The 16,748-nt window shown below is 46.6% G+C and carries 17 protein-coding genes; 3 read left to right on the top strand and 14 right to left on the bottom strand.

What is annotated here, in order from left to right:
• The first annotated feature begins 65 nt into the window (after window positions 1-65).
• From AC07KQ_RS06045 to AC07KQ_RS06035, 3 genes are all read left to right on the top strand, one after another.
• Window positions 66-1,361: a replication-associated recombination protein A gene (locus AC07KQ_RS06045; protein ID WP_003565025.1), complete on the top strand. Its 1,296-nt coding sequence runs from the start codon at window positions 66-68 to the stop codon at window positions 1,359-1,361.
• Window positions 1,362-2,029: 668 nt separating this feature from the next.
• On the top strand, window positions 2,030-2,308 hold the full coding sequence (locus AC07KQ_RS06040; protein ID WP_003565023.1) for a hypothetical protein: 279 nt from the start codon (window positions 2,030-2,032) through the stop codon (window positions 2,306-2,308).
• Between the two features lie 60 nt (window positions 2,309-2,368).
• A complete protein-coding gene (locus AC07KQ_RS06035; protein WP_003565021.1) occupies window positions 2,369-2,866 on the top strand; it encodes a universal stress protein in 498 nt (165 codons plus the stop codon).
• A gap of 144 nt (window positions 2,867-3,010) precedes the next feature.
• On the opposite strand, the gene AC07KQ_RS06030 is transcribed toward AC07KQ_RS06035, so the two are convergent.
• From AC07KQ_RS06030 to AC07KQ_RS05965, 14 genes are all read right to left on the bottom strand, one after another.
• Window positions 3,011-3,898 carry a helix-turn-helix domain-containing protein gene (locus AC07KQ_RS06030; RefSeq protein WP_003565019.1) on the bottom strand — a complete coding sequence of 296 codons (888 nt, stop codon included), beginning with the start codon at window positions 3,896-3,898 and terminating at the stop codon, window positions 3,011-3,013.
• Window positions 3,899-4,119: 221 nt separating this feature from the next.
• Window positions 4,120-4,773 (bottom strand): HAD family hydrolase, encoded by a 654-nt coding sequence (locus AC07KQ_RS06025; protein WP_013245669.1) that lies wholly within the window; start codon window positions 4,771-4,773, stop codon window positions 4,120-4,122.
• A 30-nt stretch (window positions 4,774-4,803) separates the two neighbouring features.
• Window positions 4,804-5,772 carry a DUF2785 domain-containing protein gene (locus AC07KQ_RS06020; protein WP_003565016.1) on the bottom strand — a complete coding sequence of 323 codons (969 nt, stop codon included), beginning with the start codon at window positions 5,770-5,772 and terminating at the stop codon, window positions 4,804-4,806.
• 100 nt (window positions 5,773-5,872) lie between these two features.
• Window positions 5,873-6,253, bottom strand: a complete 381-nt coding sequence (locus tag AC07KQ_RS06015; RefSeq protein ID WP_003565014.1) for a DUF1694 domain-containing protein — start codon at window positions 6,251-6,253, stop codon at window positions 5,873-5,875.
• A gap of 197 nt (window positions 6,254-6,450) precedes the next feature.
• Window positions 6,451-6,633, bottom strand: coding sequence for a hypothetical protein (locus tag AC07KQ_RS06010; protein ID WP_003565012.1), 183 nt, complete (start codon window positions 6,631-6,633; stop codon window positions 6,451-6,453).
• Between the two features lie 185 nt (window positions 6,634-6,818).
• The gene (sufB, locus tag AC07KQ_RS06005; protein ID WP_003565010.1) at window positions 6,819-8,255 is read right to left on the bottom strand and encodes a Fe-S cluster assembly protein SufB; all 1,437 of its coding nucleotides are present in this window, start codon (window positions 8,253-8,255) and stop codon (window positions 6,819-6,821) included.
• Entirely contained in the window at window positions 8,248-8,694 is a 447-nt protein-coding gene (gene sufU / locus AC07KQ_RS06000) for a Fe-S cluster assembly sulfur transfer protein SufU (RefSeq protein ID WP_003569981.1), read from the bottom strand. The genes sufB and sufU overlap by 8 nt, the downstream gene beginning before the upstream one ends.
• Complete coding sequence (locus AC07KQ_RS05995) at window positions 8,681-9,877, bottom strand: aminotransferase class V-fold PLP-dependent enzyme (RefSeq protein ID WP_003565006.1); 1,197 nt, start codon at window positions 9,875-9,877, stop codon at window positions 8,681-8,683. Before AC07KQ_RS05995 ends, sufU begins: the two co-directional genes overlap by 14 nt.
• Window positions 9,870-10,901, bottom strand: a complete 1,032-nt coding sequence (locus tag AC07KQ_RS05990) for a SufD family Fe-S cluster assembly protein (RefSeq protein ID WP_003565004.1) — start codon at window positions 10,899-10,901, stop codon at window positions 9,870-9,872. The genes AC07KQ_RS05995 and AC07KQ_RS05990 overlap by 8 nt, the downstream gene beginning before the upstream one ends.
• A complete protein-coding gene (sufC, locus tag AC07KQ_RS05985; RefSeq protein WP_003565002.1) occupies window positions 10,894-11,661 on the bottom strand; it encodes a Fe-S cluster assembly ATPase SufC in 768 nt (255 codons plus the stop codon). The genes AC07KQ_RS05990 and sufC overlap by 8 nt, the downstream gene beginning before the upstream one ends.
• A 131-nt stretch (window positions 11,662-11,792) precedes the next feature.
• The gene (locus tag AC07KQ_RS05980; RefSeq protein ID WP_003565000.1) at window positions 11,793-12,482 is read right to left on the bottom strand and encodes a methionine ABC transporter permease; all 690 of its coding nucleotides are present in this window, start codon (window positions 12,480-12,482) and stop codon (window positions 11,793-11,795) included.
• A gap of 4 nt (window positions 12,483-12,486) precedes the next feature.
• Window positions 12,487-13,539 (bottom strand): methionine ABC transporter ATP-binding protein, encoded by a 1,053-nt coding sequence (locus AC07KQ_RS05975; protein ID WP_003564998.1) that lies wholly within the window; start codon window positions 13,537-13,539, stop codon window positions 12,487-12,489.
• Between the two features lie 18 nt (window positions 13,540-13,557).
• The gene (locus AC07KQ_RS05970) at window positions 13,558-14,385 is read right to left on the bottom strand and encodes a MetQ/NlpA family ABC transporter substrate-binding protein (RefSeq protein WP_003564996.1); all 828 of its coding nucleotides are present in this window, start codon (window positions 14,383-14,385) and stop codon (window positions 13,558-13,560) included.
• A 1,022-nt stretch (window positions 14,386-15,407) separates the two neighbouring features.
• Complete coding sequence (locus AC07KQ_RS05965) at window positions 15,408-16,238, bottom strand: MetQ/NlpA family ABC transporter substrate-binding protein (protein WP_003564994.1); 831 nt, start codon at window positions 16,236-16,238, stop codon at window positions 15,408-15,410.
• Between the last annotated feature and the right edge of the window lie 510 nt (window positions 16,239-16,748).

Below are 16,748 nucleotides of genomic sequence, written 5' to 3'. Positions count from 1 at the left end.
ATCTTAAAAGTACTTCCTATAGTTAATGTCTATTTTTAAACTGCCACACACAAGGAGGGTTCGCCTTGCAACAACCGCTTGCCTACCGCATGCGTCCACAAAATTTAGATGAAGTTGTCGGTCAACAAGACCTTGTTGGCCCAGATCGCATCATTCGTCGCATGGTCAGCGCTCATCGATTAAGCTCGATGATCCTCTATGGCCCGCCCGGTACCGGTAAAACCAGTATTGCCAGTGCCATTGCTGGCAGCACCAAGTATGCCTTCCGTATTTTAAATGCCGCTACCGACACTAAAAAGGATCTTCAAATCGTGGCTGAAGAGGCCAAAATGAGCGGGACCGTCATCTTGCTGCTAGACGAAATTCATCGGCTGGATAAAACCAAGCAAGACTTTTTACTGCCATTGTTGGAAAGTGGCCGCATCGTTTTAATTGGGGCAACCACCGAAAACCCTTATATGAACATTCAGCCAGCCATTCGCAGCCGAACTCAAATCTTTCAGGTTAAGCCACTGACGCCAGATGATATTACAAGCGCCATCAAACGGGCTTTAGCCGATCACAAACGCGGACTTGGTGACTATCAGGTTGACTTACAGCCTGACGCACTTGATTATCTCACCCATGCAACCAATGGCGATTTACGATCAGCGTTGAACGGGCTTGAATTAGCGGTATTATCAACCCCAGCAAGCGATGACGGCACGATCACAATTGATCTAACTACCATTCAGCAAAGTCTGCAAAAGCCCGCTTTGGCTGGCGATACAAACGGGGATGCGCATTACGACATTATTTCGGCCTTTCAAAAATCCATCCGCGGCTCCGATGCTGATGCAGCTTTACATTACCTCGCTCGGCTAATCGCCATTGGTGACCTCAACAGCATCACCCGCCGACTGCTGGTCATTGCCTATGAAGACATTGGCCTTGCCAATCCAGCAACTGCCAGTCGCACCTTGACCGCCATTCAAAGTGCTGAACGTCTCGGATTGCCGGAAGGTCGCATTCCACTGGCTGATGCTGTCATTGATCTTTGCCTCGCACCTAAAAGCAACTCCGGTATCAAGGCTATTGACGAAGCTCTCGCCGATGTTGAAAACGGCAATGCCGGCCAAATCCCAAATGATTTACGCGATGCCCATTATCGCGGTGCCAAACAACTAGGCCATGGTATCGACTACAAACTGCCGCATAACTATCCCAACGGCTGGGTTGCACAGCAATATCTGCCTGACAACCTTAAAAATAAACACTACTATCAGCCTAAAGCCACCGGCAGATACGAAGCGGCACTGGCTCAGCGACTACAACAACTTAAAGACTGGCAACGTGATGCGCAAAAGTCTAAGAAAAGGTAACGTAAGCGTTTACGCTTGCAACTACTTGCCTTCCCGTGCTACTATAACTATGAAAGTTCTAAGGTGTTCGCGCTTCCTTAACTATCAGTTGACCGAACAGTATCGAGACCTTGGGACCGGAAGAGTCTTGGACGGTGCTGCTATTTCACTTAGCGGCTAATGTCTCTGGCGTCTGGGCCCACATAGCTAGTAGCGGGTTTCAACGATCCGGGAAGAAAACGGCACCAATTAGCCTTTCACAAAAACCAAACCTGTTTTTGGCCGGCCCAGTGCCGGCTTTTTTTGTGGAAGCGTGAGCTAGCCCGGTTAGAAACCGGAGCATAAGTGGCCTCAGCCATAAATGGCAAAACCCAGCCATTTATGGCTGAGGTCCTTATGTGCAGGTTTCTGGGCTGGCGAACGCGTTATAGAAAGCTAGCCCAGCGTCAGTTATAGCCTTCCGCAAAAAGCAGCCTCAAGCGTGAGCCAGAGCGTTTAGAAGTTGGCATATAAGTGGCCCTGGGCGTGATGGCTGTTCTTTGGCCAGCGCGTCCAAGGTCTAGGTAGACCGAACGCGTTAATGTAAAGTGGTAACACGAGCGTCTAAAAGTCACTCAATTTTCAGAAAAATCCCCCCGCCATTCCCTGCCAGCTATGGCATAATAAAGAAAACAGATAGGAGGACTCTCGTGACTCTCTTGTTAATGGGCATTTACGCCGTAGTAACGTTTGCCTTAGCAGCCTATACATGGTCGCATCGTGAACAAAACTTTTTGATTATTAAGAAACCAACGCCGGGTTTAACCCGTTTTCTTAAACTATTTGCTTGCCTGTTTGTCCTTGTTGGCATTGCTGCTATCATTGGTAGTCTTTTCTTTCCGCTCTGGGCAAATCTCGTGATTTTGGTCGTTGGTGCCTTCTTAGCCATGATTTTCGTGCTAATTAGTCTGACCCAAATGAAGTTGTGAAACGCTTTTCATTTAATTCCATGATTAAATCAAGTACAATGAAGGTAGAGGTGATGAGGAATGTTACAACAATATCAACATATTTTGGTTGCGATCGATGGCTCATACGAAGCTGAGTTGGCATTCAAGAAAGCGGTTGCCGTTGCAAAACGGAATGACGCAGAATTGATTCTCATTCATATTGTCGACACCCGCGCGTTCCAGAACGTTTCCAGTTTTGACTCAGCGATGGTTGAACAAGTCACAGAAAACGCGAAGAGTACCATGGAAGGCTATGTGGATCAAGCCAAGAAGGCAGGATTGGACAAGGTCAGTTTCAGTATTGAGTATGGCGCTCCGAAGACGATCATCGCCCGTGATATCCCTAAGGCTAAGAATATCGACCTTATTATGATCGGCGCCACCGGTTTGAACGCTGTTGAACGCTTACTGATTGGGTCCGTCACTGAATATGTGACACGAAACGCACTTTGCGATGTCTTGGTTGTCCGGACCGATTTGGCCAACAAACCGGCACTGGCAAGCACTAAAAAGCCAACTGACAACAGTGATAAATAATCATTATAATTTTAATATTCAAGTTAGATAGGTCATTAAAACCTGCTTAAAAAATAAAAAAATACCTGAGACATCTGGCTCTTAAATCAGCCGATGTTTTCAGGTATTTTTTTCGTCATAGACGGCAGCATCTATGAGGATTTTTCAAGCTGTCTCAATATTTGGTTTTTGCGAGACCATTTCTGCGACTAAGCTCGTTTCCAAAGGCGTTGAGCCTGTCACTCGGGCAAATGCGATCGCAATTTGATAACTTTTAGAGGCATCGGGGTCACCCAAAAGCTTGAGCGCCCTTGCTTGTAATGCAAACAATTCATCTAGAAGGAAAAGTTTATCGTGCTTGACTGCCTCTCGAACACCCAGATCAGTGTATTTGAGGACGGCCTTAAAGTCACTGAGTTCATAATAAATTCGGGCAATGTGCCAATAAATTGTCAACTCAACATCCAGATATTTACTGTCAGACAGTGGCACGTGTTTCAACATGCGTAACGCTTGATCAATATAAACTCGAGATCGGTCAAACGTATGCTTGGCAGCATAGGCCAATCCTAACCCCAGCGTTGCTAGAATACCAAAAAGATCACGTTCGGAGTTAACTAACGGGCTCAGGACTCGGCCAAAGAAATAAATCGCCTCATCCGGTGCATTGTTTTTGAATAGTTCGATAATTCCTTGATAATAATAGTAGCGCTTTTGGTCATCATCATTCTTGATCTTATCCAACCGAATCTTACTCAAATTCTCCGCAGCAAGTGCATATTGGTGGTGCTGAATCTGAAAATCAATACCGGTCAACAGTTGCTGAACCCGATCATGATGCTCGACAACAATGTCATCCAGCTGAATTCCTAAACGACCAATTAATCGCATCAAAATATTCATGCTTGGCACTTTATTACGCTTCTCAATCAAGCTAATTGTAGCTTGCGTGCAAATATTTGCCGCCAGCTCGGCCTGCGATAGACCCTTCAACTTGCGATAATAACGGACCTTATCCCCCAAGATCCGCAGTGTTTGCTGCTCCTTTCGCATACTTATCACTCCCCAGTGTTTCAGTTAAGTGCATCAACATAGAATTTTGGCAAGGCTTAACCCTTAACCTAGAGTCAATTATACGGATAAGTGGTTTTAAAAGCTAATAATAACAACTGATATTTATTCAATTTTTAAAAAATATCTTTTTAGATTTTGATCTTTTGTATCTAAAAGCCACGAGATATAAATTTTATAATATAAATGCAAAATAAAAATGCTTATTGATTATAAGCATTTTTATCATCAACCATTCCCATAATATCGGTTAGTTTCTTAATCCGTTGATCTGCTGCTTGCTGATTTTGAGTGAACCGGGGATCACGTAGCGGGACTGCTAAGGTATATAGACCAGCAGCTTTTGCGGCGGCAATACCAAGCGTTGAATCTTCCACCGCGATCGCTTCCTCAGCAGCCACGTCCAGCACCTGCAGCGCTGCCAAGTAGACATCAGGTGCCGGTTTAGTGCGTGTGAAGTCGGCGCCGCTAAGCAATTGATCAAAATACTGACGCAAGCCTGTCTCTGTACACATCTTTTCGATAAAGGTCAGATCTGAGGCTGATGCAATGGCAGTTTTGATATCATGCTGTTTCAACCATTGTAAAGTTGGCCGTGCACCCGGCATTACAATCTTTGCATACGGAATCGGATGGGCCTGTTTGTAGGCCACATAACCTGCTTGAAGTTGCAGAGCATCTTTCGAAGGCGCAATGATGCGCCAAACATCGGCCATATTGCGCCCTAATAACCCAGCCAACTTGCGATCATCGGCTTCAATCCCCACCTGACGTAAATAGGCCAGTCGATTTTCTAAGGCACACGGCTCTGAGTCGACAATCACGCCATCCATATCAAAAATAATAGCCTTAATCAAAGCCGTGCTCCCTTCTATTGACCATCTGAACTAAAAAAGATCCACAATTTGCTGAATATAATCGGCAATTGGCTGTGGCAAATCAGCTCGCAGGGCCAATGCTTGCAACAATCGATTGCGGTTGTACCACCGAACCCAAAAACTGTAGGATTCTTGCGGACGAACATTCACCAAGGCGTGCTGCCAATTCTTGAGACACATCAATAAAGTTTCACTGTAAAACTTATTGACGTTGGTCAGGCTGCTCAGATACAAAGCCATGCGATGATCTTCCCCAAAAACAAGCGGTGTTTCAACGCGCCGCCAAGCTTCCACAACTGCGGCCATGAGCAAAACTTTCTCAGCTCGCGGTAAGACCCCAACTTGACTCAATTCTTCCAGCATGTTGCCAATATGTGTATAGGCATGTGCCCAGCCCTTCTTCTCAACATAACCACGGCCATCTTTTTCTAACAGAATATAAACGGCGATATTCTGAACAGTCGCCAAATAATCGGCTTTAGTCAACACGTGGTAACGATTCTGATCAGCATAGATCACGCCGCTTAGAATCATCAACGCAAAGCTGCGCAAAAAGATACCATTGTTTTGCGGTTCAAAAATATGATTGAACAAAATATCCGGTGCTTGCAGCCGCTTGAAAAGCGTTTTAATTTGCTCATTGGTGAAGGCCTCCGCCTGAAACAAATCATTGAACAGGAAGAAAACGCCTTTATCCCGAACTGCAGGGTTGGTACTTGCCAAATGTGCTACCAAAAAGTCAATCTCATCATCAGTCACGCTGGGATCACTTGTTTGCTTGATCCGCTTCTGGATAGCTCTGATTTTGACAATGGCCGTCTTGTCGTCTCTAGGTATTTTAATCGGGGTAGCAGGTTCAACTGCCACGCTTTCAATCACTTTGCCCAACATATTCGGTAATGCTGTAAAAATTTCGCCTTTATTCAGCAAATCGCGTAGTTGTTGTACCGTTCGCTGAATCGTATCAAGTTGCGTCAAAATGGACCTCCTGTAAATACGTGATTGTCGTCAGAAACTAACCGCACTTTTTGCAATGTTCAACTGGCAAACGGCTTCACAACCGGCGTGTGTCGCCAGCTTATAAAAGGATGGGTCGGGCTATTTTCTGAGTCGGGTGCGCCAATACCCAGCCAAAATCGGTTTGCAAAACGCGCTTAGTCACGCGCATCCCCGGTTGATTCATAATGGTGAAAGGATAGTTGTGGGCTAGGGCCTGCATCATGTATTGATTGACCAGACTTTCGCCCATTCGGCCATTAAGAAAAATTCGATAACCAGGATAACGGGTCAACACCGCATCAAGCATGGTGGTGATTCGTGCATCGCGTAACTGCTTAATCGTAATGGCCATCGCAACTCGCTCACGAAAATTACCGAGAAAAGCTCGCTTTTCGTCTGGTTTAATCGTTGGAATCCCCAGCGCCATTGTCTTGATAAAATGTTCAAGATCCTCAGCCATGGTACACCTCCTCGCGATCATGGCACACGCAATAGCATGCAAAAAATTGAGATTCAGTTTGCAAATCAGTAATTTAATTGTAGCACCCATGACGTGTGATCGCTATCAGGCTCACGACTTGTTTTGTGGGTTCATAGCTTTTATCCTGATGCTTCTTGCAATTTGGCCAAATTAACAAGCCCCTTATTCTAGCGATTTCAATACCGCTTATTTCGATACAAACTGGCAATCTTCTTTACATAGGCCTCTGGTGCCTTTTCAATGCCTTCGTGACGATCACGATAATGCCAAATCTGCCCGATACTGATACCGGTCTGCTGAGCTATTTTTGACAATGCCGTTGATTGCAAAACCTTTCTTGCTTTATCATAGTTATCCATTTGCGGCCCCCTAAATTAGTGTGGTTTTGTTGCCGCTTCTATCATAAAGCAAAAAGTTAGGCTTGCCTAATATTTTTATGTCGAATAAAAAAAGCTGTCCAAACGTCTATCCGCAACCTCCAGATTGCAGATGACAATTTAGCCAGCTTTTCTTCAAAAATCGACATTAAAATAAGAACTCGATTTCAGCCTACAGACCCATCCATTTCCATACCAATCAGACGATTCAATTCAACCGCATATTCCATCGGCAGTTCTTTAGTAAATGGCTCAACAAAGCCCATGATAATCATTTCAGTGGCCTTGGCTTCAGAAATACCGCGGCTCATCAAGTAGTACAACTGTTCTTCGGAAACCTTTGATACCTTTGCTTCATGTTCCATTGACACTGTGGCATTATGGATTTCATTATAAGGAATTGTATCACTTGAACTTTTTTCATCCATCAAGATCGTGTCACATTCTACGTGGCAAAAGGCATTGTCTGCCTTTTTAGTGAAGCGAACCGTGCCGCGATAATCAACCGCGCCGCCATCTTTGGCAATCGACTTGGAGACAATCGAACTGCTGGTATTCGGCGCATTATGAATCATTCGTGCGCCATTATCCTGATCAACGCCTTCACCTGCGACCGCGATACTTAACATCGTACCGTGCGCGCCTTTACCGTCAAGATACACGCTAGGATACTTCATCGTAGTTTTACTGCCAAGGTTGCCATCAACCCACTCCATAGTGGCGTTGTCGAGTGCCTGTGCGCGTTTGGTTTCAAGTGAGAAGACATTCTTGCTCCAGTTCTGAATCGTCGTATAGCGGCAGTAAGCGTCATTTTTGACGAAAACTTCAACAACCGCCGCGTGCAAACTGTCGCTGGAATAGTTAGGAGCCGTACATCCTTCCACGTAGTTAACATGCGCGCCAGGCTCAACAATGATCAACGTCCGCTCGAATTGACCGGTGTTCTCAGCATTAATTCGGAAGTAACTTTGAATTGGCACATCTGTCTGCACGCCTTTAGGCACATAGATAAAACTGCCGCCAGACCACACAGCACCGTTCAAAGCAGCAAATTTATTGTCGCTAGGTTTAACCAGCTTGCCAAAATAATCATGCACGAGTTCCGGATACTCTTTCAAAGCTGAGTCCATGTCCATAAAAATAATGCCGAGTTTTTCGAATTCATCCCGCATGTTATGGTAAACCACTTCAGACTCGTATTGGGCGCTGGCGCCGGCCAAATATTTACGTTCAGCCTGCGGAACGCCTAACCGATCAAACGTATTTTTAATGGCGTCAGGCACGTCATCCCAGTCGCGATAGGTTCGATCCGTCGCCTTTTGAAAATAAAGCATGTTGTCCAAGTCAAGATCGGAAAGATCCGGGCCAAAATTCGGCATTGCCAGCCTTTTGTACGTTGCATAAGCACGCAACCGATAATCGAGCATCCAGTCAGGCTCATGCTTCTCCGCAGAAATAGCGCGAACCGTTTCCTCGGTTAAGCCCCGACCTGTAGAATACACCGGCTTGATATCATCCTTAAAATCTGCTGGATTGTCTTCTGGCAAAAAGTCGATATCTGCCGCGACAGTTTCATTGTTTTTAGTGTTTTTTGTCTCAGTCATGGTCTTCACCTTTCTGCGTCAAAACTTGCGCCGCTGCTTTCCATGCCAAAGTGGCACATTTGATCCGTGCAGGAAATTGGTGGACGCCTTTTAAAACCGCTGCATCGCCTAAAATATCAGCGTTTGGCACATCCCCGTTAATGATCAAATCAGAAAACGTTTCGACCATTTGTTCAATGTCTGCTGGCGTTTTGCCAATGATCTGTTCCGTCATCAGGCTAGCACTTGCTTGAGAAATCGTACAGCCACTGCCAGAGAAGGCCACGTCCGTTACCCGGCCGGCATCCTCTTTGATTTGAAGATGCAAGACATCACCGCAACTTGGATTGCGAACCGTAATTTCATGGTCAAAAGCTGGCAAAACCCCGTGATGTCGCGGGTGTTGTGCTTCATCCAAAATGACCGCCCGATACATCTGGTCCAGCTTAGTCAATGCCATGGAAATACCTCCTTGCCGCCTGAACTGCCTGAATCAATCGTTCAACATCGTCAGCATTGTTGTAAACGCCGAAACTAGCACGAACCGTGGCTGGCACCCCTAGTCGCGCCATCAGGGGTTGTGCACAATGATGCCCCGCACGAACGGCAATTTGCTGCTCATCTAAGAAAGTCGCAAGATCATGCGGGTGAATCCCAGTTAAGTTAAACGACACAGTCGCCAAACTTGCTTGATTACCATACACGGTCACATCTGGAATCGCTGCCAGGCCAGCGCGTAACTGATCTGCCAATTGATGTTCGTTGTCAAATGCTGCTGCATTCACAGACTGATCAAACCACGTTAAAGCAGCGCCTAATCCGATCACGCCAGCAATGTGCGGCGTGCCAGCTTCATACTTAATTGGGCCGTCTGCCCAAGTACTGACATCATCGCGGACTTCTGAAATCATTTCACCGCCAAACTGAATCGGCGGCATGTGCTGCAATAAATCAGCGCGGCCATAGAGGACGCCAATGCCAGTTGGGCCATAAATTTTATGCCCAGAAAATGCATAGAAATCCGCCCCCATAGCTTGAACATCAACTGCCAGATGGGCTACCGCCTGCGCGCCATCAACAACAACAACAGCACCAACTGCATGGGCTTTGGCCGCAATTTTGGCAATCGGTAACGTATCACCTGCAACATTCGTCACTTGCGCCACCGCAACCACCTTCGTCTGAGGCGTGATGGCCGCTAATAAGGCAGCAATATCCACCGTGCCATCCGGCTTTACCGGCGTCACTGTGAACGTAGCCTGCTGGCGTTTGGCTAATTGCTGCCAAGGAATGAAATTACTGTGATGCTCTGCACCTGTCACAACAATTTGTGACCCAGCCGTGACGACTTGCGGCCCATAAGCACTAGCAACCAAGTTCAAGCTATCAGTGGTCCCGCGAGTAAAAATAATCTCGTCAGCACTCGCCGCACCTAAAAAGCCGGCCACTTGTTGGCGTACGTTTTCATAAGCCTCGGTGGTGTCATAAGCCAATTTATACAAGCCACGATGAACATTGGCATTATCATTGACATAGTAATTTTGAATAGCATCTAGTAAAGCTTGCGGTTTCTGAGAAGTCGCCGCCGTATCTAGATAGACCAGTTCGGGATGAGCTTTAAAAAATGGAAATTGTTCACGCATCTTCAGCCACCAGCGTTCGATCAATCGTTGCGAAGAGTTCTTTCTTCAGTCGGACATCATCAATTTCAGCCAAGCCGCCTTCAAGGAAACCGCGAATGACCAACCGTTTCGCTAATGTCGCAGACAAACCACGGCTCATGAGATAGTAAAGCTGATCAGCATTCACACGCGTCACTGAAGCCGCATGTCCTGCGGTGACGTCATTTTCGTCAATTAACAGAATCGGATTGGCATCACCTTCCGCATGTGGCGACAACATCAAGACTCGATTTTCTTGTTGGGCATCACTGCCACGTGCACCTTTGATGATGTGACCAATCCCATTGAATAATAAATGGGCACTGCCAGTAATGACGCCACGTTGGTTAATATGCCCTACTGTGTGTTGCGCTTCATTGGTTACCGAGGTCGTGTAACTGACATGTTGACTTCCTGCCGCAAGCACACCCACGTTGACGGTTGCCTCGGCATTTTGGCCCAATAAGCGGACATCCACCCGGTTAAGGCCGGAGTTTCGCGAAAACCCTGCCAAGGTCCAATTCAATTTAGCATTGGCACCAAGCGTGGCGGTACGGTTTGCAATCACGGTCTCAGCTGTAAAACTGTCATAACTCAGCCAGCTGACTTCGGCATCGGCATCAATAACCAACACAAGCCAAACGCCTAAAACATTGCCGCCGCTCGCCCATTTTTCCTGAATCGTGACTTTAGCGCCTTTGCCGACATGAACATAAAGCAGTCCACCCGCTTGCTTAGGACCAGTCAAGACAATCGGCTCATCACCGCTTACAAAATGGGCCGGAATATCAATCGTGGTCGCGCCTTGGGGGTGTGCAAGTAACCAAGCATCCAATGACGTGACTGGGGTGAACCGTTGAACCTCACTGGAGCCTGCTGCATAGGCAACCGATTGCGGTGCGTGTAGAATCACACGGTCTAGGACGGCATCAGGCTGAAGTTTTAAATACCGAGCTAAAGGAAACTTAGGCAAGTTAGGTGCCGGTAAAGTCACTGCTTCAGCCATTTTGATCACCTACTTTAAGGTGTTCGTAGCCAGTCTTCTCCAATTCTTTAGCAAGTTCTGGGCCGCCACTTTCAATAATTCGGCCACCTTTCATCACATGCACAACATCGGGAATGATGTAATCCAATAGCCGTTGATAATGCGTAATAATCATGCTGCCAAAATCTGGTCCACGCAATAAGTTGACCCCTTTGGCAACAATCCGCAGTGCATCAATATCCAAGCCGGAATCAATTTCATCCAACAAACCAAAGTGCGGGTGGATCATCATCAACTGTAGAATTTCATTGCGTTTCTTTTCACCACCGGAGAAGCCTTGGTTCAAATATCGATCCGCCATGGATTCCGGCATTTCGAGGGTCGCCATTGTGTCGTCCAATTGCTTTAAAAAGTCGGTGATGCGAATCTGATCATCTTCTGGCCGGCGTGCATTGATCGCCGCCCGAATAAACTCGGCATTGGTAACACCTGCAATTTCTTGCGGGTACTGCATCCCTAGAAAAAGCCCGGCTCGCGCGCGTTCATCAACTGCCATGTCTAAAATAGACTGACCATCAATTAAGACATCGCCTTGAGTCACTTCATAAGCAGGATTGCCCATGATCGTCTCGGCTAATGTTGATTTTCCTGTCCCGTTCGGACCCATAATGGCATGAATCTCACCAGTCGCTAACTTTAAATTAACGCCGGTCAAAATCTCCGGATGCTCAGGTTCTGCTTTAATTTTGACATGTAAATCCTTAATCTCAAGTGTGTGCACAATGATACCCCCGACTGGAATTTGACTTTTAGTTATATCGCCATTCTACGTCATAAAAAGAACAGCGGCAAACGCGTTCAAAAAAAAGCAGAACGCTATCACGAGTTCTGCCTACAAAACGAGTTTTAAATTTAATGATGGGTTTTTCGTGCGAAGAAGTCACCGATAAATTGTACCAAGAAAACGATCGCCAGAATAAAGATTAAGGAAACGATGATGACATCGTATTGGTAACGTTGGTAACCGACCGCGATCGCCAGATTCCCAAGGCCGCCGCCCCCAACTGCACCTGCCATAGCGGTTAAGCCGATGACAGAGATGATCGTCAGGACTGAAACTCGGATGAGTTCTGACAAACCTTCGCGCAGGTAAACCCGCAACACAATGCCAAGCGGCGAAACACCCATTGCTTCAGCTGCCTCGATGACGCCAGGATCAACTGTCAATAAGGCATTTTGAACCTGCCGTGCATAAAACGGTGTGGTCCCTGCAATTAAAGGAACCAAGGCTGCAGTTGGTCCGATCCCCGTCCCGACAATGGCTCGCGTCACAGGGGTCATGATTGCCAGCAAGATGATGAATGGCACCGCCCGAAAAATGTTAACCAGTTTATCGAGGATAAAATAAAACGGTTGGTTGGCTAGTAAACCATCTTCATCGGTTAGAACCAGCAGAATCCCAATAACAATCCCGAGAATGCCGGCAACAACTGCTGTCAACACGGTCATATACAACGTTTCGTTGATTGCCTGGGTCACCCCGCCGTCACCCGACCAGATAGGCACCACGTTAGGAAAATATTTTGTAAAGAACTGTCCCATCTGTCTAGGCCTCCTTCTTAAGAATGTCTTCAATCTTGACATCCTGCTGTTTCAAATACGCGATTCCGGCTTCAACTTCATCATGGTCACCGGAAAGAACCACAATTAAGTTGCCAAACGGCGTATCCTGCAAAATCTGAATGTCACCAAACAGAATGTTCGCCGTGACATGATAGCTACTAAACAGCTTAGCCACCAGCGGTTGATCGGCTGAATCACCGACGTAGGTTAATCGTAAAAGACGATCATCCGGCCCCAGATTTTTCACGGTCGGCTGCTGCATGACAGCATCAATCGCCTGATCCAGTTGCAAAGTAGTATCAATGAAGTCTTTGGTTAACTGTTGCTGAGGATTGGAAAAGACCTGCAACAAGTCACCGCGTTCAATGATTGCCCCATCATCCATGACCGCCACACGATTACAGATCTGCTTCACAGCTTCCATCTGGTGGGTAATCAGTACAATGGTCAGGCCCAGTCGTTGATTCAGCGACTGGAGCAACTCCAGAATAGAACTGGTCGTCTTTGGATCAAGTGCACTCGTTGCTTCATCCGAAATGAGAATTTCAGGATCTGACGCCAGCGCGCGGGCAATCCCGACGCGTTGCTTTTGTCCACCTGATAATTGCGCAGGATAGGAATTAGCGCGGTCAGTGAGTCCAACCAGATCAAGCAACTCCGCAACTTTCTTTTGGATCGCTTGCTTCGATTTGATTCCTTTTAATGGAAAAGCAACATTGTCAGCAATAGTTCGACTGTTCATCAGATTAAAATGCTGAAAAATCATGCCGATACGTTTGCGTTCCTTGCGCAGCTGCGCCGGCGACAAGGCCAACATATCCTGGCCTAGGACGTTGACGCTGCCGCCAGTTGGGCGCTGCAGCAAGTTGATGGTCCGAACAAGTGTGGATTTGCCGGCACCAGAGTATCCGACAATGCCATAAATATCACCGCGGTTGACCGTTAAGTCCACATGATCAACGGCATGCACCGAGCGGGTTTTGCCGTGGAACTCAACGTCCACATCTTTTAAAGTCACAACTGCTTGATCTGACATGATTGTCCCCGTTTCTAACTAAAACTTATAGTTCCAAGCCGGCAAGGTTGAACCTTTGTAAACTTTCTTCAAAAGATCAGCTGTCCGCTGTGTCTGATAGGCTTTCACGATCTTCTTATAGGTCGCATTGTCCTTGTCCTTGGCTGACTTGGCAGCAATGAAGTTCACCCAAGGCTTGGACGCCTTAGTAATCTTTTCAACTGCGATTGCGTTAGCTGGCTTCAGATTAGCGGCAGCAGCAATATCATTGTTGACAACAGCAACTGCGACATCATTCAAAGAACGGGCTGTTTGAGCGGCATCCAATTCAGTAAACTTCAGATTCAGCTTATTTTCAGTGATATCGCGAATAGTCGGTGAAGCTACACCCTTTTTCAACGTCAGCAAGCCATTTTGTGCCAACAACTGTAAAGCACGGCCTTCATTGGAAGGATCGTTTGGTACCGAGATCTGATCGCCGTTCTTAACGTCCTTCAACGATTTGATCTTGTTGGAGTAAGCGCGCATCGGGCCGATGTAGGTTGCGCCGATATCAACAATCTTGGTGTTGTGTTTCTTGTTCCAGTTATCCAAGAAATTGTGATGCTGGAAGGCATTGAGTTGAATATCGCCATCTTCCAGTGCTTGGTTAGGCTGATTATAGTCAGTGAACTGAACAAGTTTGATCGTCACACCCTGCTTCTTCAAACGTGATTGAATATCAGTCCAAATTTCTTTATCCGTGCTCATGATGCCAACTTTAACCGTGGTATTCTTCGTTGAACTAGCCGACTTGCCACAAGCTGCTAAAACAAATATTGGTAAAATCAGTGCAAACGTCAAAATTGCCTTTTTCCAAAATTTCATGAACTTTCTCCTCCTCGTTCAGGTAAACAAATGATGTGTGCAAGCGATGAAAGCATTCAAAAAGGCTCGCCTCTAAAAACAAGTTTTAGAAGCGAGCCTAGCTCGCGGTACCATTCTAATTCGACGCCATCGCGTCCTCAATAACAGGCAATCACCTGTGTGCGGATTAAAGGCCGCCAGCCATCATCGCTTAACCACTGCTCAGCGATGCCGATCAATGAGCCATCTTCGATCCAATTAACTACCCTGCTCTCAGCTACCCAGGTTTTCTGTACAGTCTGATTAGATCTACTCACTCACGTCATTCGTTTCCCGAAATGAATTAAATCGATTTTAGACGATGATTAGGTAAAATGTCAAGATAAAGTACTCAGAGCGTGAACCAGCCCGGTTAGAAACCGGAGTATAAGTGGCCACAAGTGTGATGGCCGGGGCTTTGGCCATTGCACTTGTGGTCCTTATACGCAGGTTTCTGGGCTGGTGAACGCGTTTAAATCAGAGCGTGAGCAGCCGCGTTCAGAAACCGGAGCATAAGTGGCCTCAAGCCTAAATGGCTGGGCCTTGGCCATTTAGGCTTGAGGTCCTTATGTGCAGGTTTCTGCGGCTGCGAACGCGTTTCTGCCGTGCCAAACTCCGCAATCTCCGGCCAGCTGGGGCTGGAACGCTGTGACGGCGCTTCGAGCCCGCAAAGCCCGCGGTCTCGAAGTCGCCTAACAACATCAGCTCCAGAGCCCGTCGCTGTGTTGTTTCCACGGCTGAGCCCCATCTGGCCTACGATTGCTCCGCCTTGGCACTACAGTCTTTAAAATCGCAACAAATAATTTATAAGCGGGCAGAAGCAAACGATTTTTCCAATACGCGGAAAATTGCTCGTTTTTATTCTCTGGCTAAGAATTATGACCTAGTCACATTTCACGGCTGAGCCCCCTCGCCGCTCCGCCAGCTCTTGCTTTCTATCCCAGGATCCAACTGGATTACCCTCAATATTGCTCACTTTGCTATTAACTTTTCTCAACTCACCATTAAAATTTCTGCGTCCAAGCTGGGACTTCACTGCCATGATAAAGTTTCTCAATCAAGTCAGCGATGTCTTTTGTTCGGTATGCTTTGACGATCTTCTTGTAAGTAGCATTATTTTGATCTTTCTTGTTTGCAACGAAAACGTTAATCCATGGTTGGCTTTGCTTGTCGACTTTTTCAGTATAAACAGCCTTCTTGGGATCCAGTTTGGCATCGTGTGCAACGCCAGAGTTGACGACGGAAGCGGCCACGTCTGGTAAGGAACTTGCTGTCTGGGCAGCATCAACGGCCTTCAACTGAAGATCCAATTTGTTTTCGGTCACGTCTCGCGTGGTTGGCAAGGCAACCTTTTTGTTCAGTTTGATTAAACCAGCAGTTTCAAGTAACTGTAATGCGCGGCCTTCGTTAGTCGGATCATTAGGAAGTGCGATGGTGTCACCTTTCTTGATCTGGCTAATTTTAGTGATTTTTTTGGAATAGATCGCTAGTGGTGCAATGATGGTCTGCCCGATGCTGACTAGATCAGCCTTGTGGGTTTTGTTCCAGTTATCCAGGAAATACTGATGCTGAAACAGGTTCAAATCAATATCATGATCGCGCAAGGCGGTGTTAGGCTGATTGTAATCCGAGAACTGTACGATCTTGATCGTAATGCCCTCTTTTTTAACCTTTTTAGCAACTGCTTGCAAGACGCGATTATCCGCGCCAACGACCCCGATTTTCACCGTCGTTTGCTTTTGACTACTGGACGAACTGCTGCTACTTTTACCGCACCCAACCAAGACTAATCCTAAAACAAAAATGGTTGTCAAAATTTTCCAAAACCGTTTCATGTCTTCTCCTCCTAAATACGTTCGCCAACCCATCAATCTACGCATAAGTTTCCTAGTGGCCAAAATACGGCTATCACGTCCCCGCCTATTTATGCTTCGGTTTCTTACCGAGCTGACTCGCGCTCTCTAAAATATGTGCGTCGGCCTGCAGTCCGAGGCGCATAAACTTGCCATTGATACAAAAAGACCGAAAAAAAACTCACTTCTAACAAATTATCAATCTTTGTTAGAAGTGAGCTCTGGCCCACGGTACCATTCTAATTGACCACACAAAACGTGATCCACTCAGCGGACGAATTCATCCGGGTGCAGGATAATGGGTGCCAACCATCACAGCCTCGCAATTTGCTCGGTGTGCCGTGTGTGCCAAGCCATCTTCATTTCCGCTAGCGACCCTGCTCTCAGCTCATCAGGTTTTCTGTACTGCCTCGCGGTAACTACTCACTCAGTCCGTTTACAATCAATTTCAAGTTTGTACAAGTGAGCTTATCACAATTTTTTAACTTGTCA

The sequence above is a fragment of the Lacticaseibacillus sp. YLM2-1 genome (assembly GCF_056583465.1).
This window is presented reverse-complemented; position numbering and strand designations above follow the sequence as displayed.

What these genes read in the sequence shown, in the direction of transcription:
- AC07KQ_RS05970 (WP_003564996.1), bottom strand. Translation starts at nt 14,385, where the DNA reads ATGAAATTTTGGAAAAAGGCAATTTTGACGTTTGCACTGATTTTACCA.
- AC07KQ_RS05980 (WP_003565000.1), bottom strand. Translation starts at nt 12,482, where the DNA reads ATGGGACAGTTCTTTACAAAATATTTTCCTAACGTGGTGCCTATCTGG.
- AC07KQ_RS05995 (WP_003565006.1), bottom strand. Translation starts at nt 9,877, where the DNA reads ATGCGTGAACAATTTCCATTTTTTAAAGCTCATCCCGAACTGGTCTAT.
- AC07KQ_RS05965 (WP_003564994.1), bottom strand. Translation starts at nt 16,238, where the DNA reads ATGAAACGGTTTTGGAAAATTTTGACAACCATTTTTGTTTTAGGATTA.
- AC07KQ_RS06015 (WP_003565014.1), bottom strand. Translation starts at nt 6,253, where the DNA reads ATGGCTGAGGATCTTGAACATTTTATCAAGACAATGGCGCTGGGGATT.
- sufU (WP_003569981.1), bottom strand. Translation starts at nt 8,694, where the DNA reads ATGGCATTGACTAAGCTGGACCAGATGTATCGGGCGGTCATTTTGGAT.
- AC07KQ_RS06035 (WP_003565021.1), top strand. Translation starts at nt 2,369, where the DNA reads ATGTTACAACAATATCAACATATTTTGGTTGCGATCGATGGCTCATAC.
- AC07KQ_RS05990 (WP_003565004.1), bottom strand. Translation starts at nt 10,901, where the DNA reads ATGGCTGAAGCAGTGACTTTACCGGCACCTAACTTGCCTAAGTTTCCT.
- AC07KQ_RS06010 (WP_003565012.1), bottom strand. Translation starts at nt 6,633, where the DNA reads ATGGATAACTATGATAAAGCAAGAAAGGTTTTGCAATCAACGGCATTG.
- sufB (WP_003565010.1), bottom strand. Translation starts at nt 8,255, where the DNA reads ATGACTGAGACAAAAAACACTAAAAACAATGAAACTGTCGCGGCAGAT.
- AC07KQ_RS06030 (WP_003565019.1), bottom strand. Translation starts at nt 3,898, where the DNA reads ATGCGAAAGGAGCAGCAAACACTGCGGATCTTGGGGGATAAGGTCCGT.
- AC07KQ_RS05975 (WP_003564998.1), bottom strand. Translation starts at nt 13,539, where the DNA reads ATGTCAGATCAAGCAGTTGTGACTTTAAAAGATGTGGACGTTGAGTTC.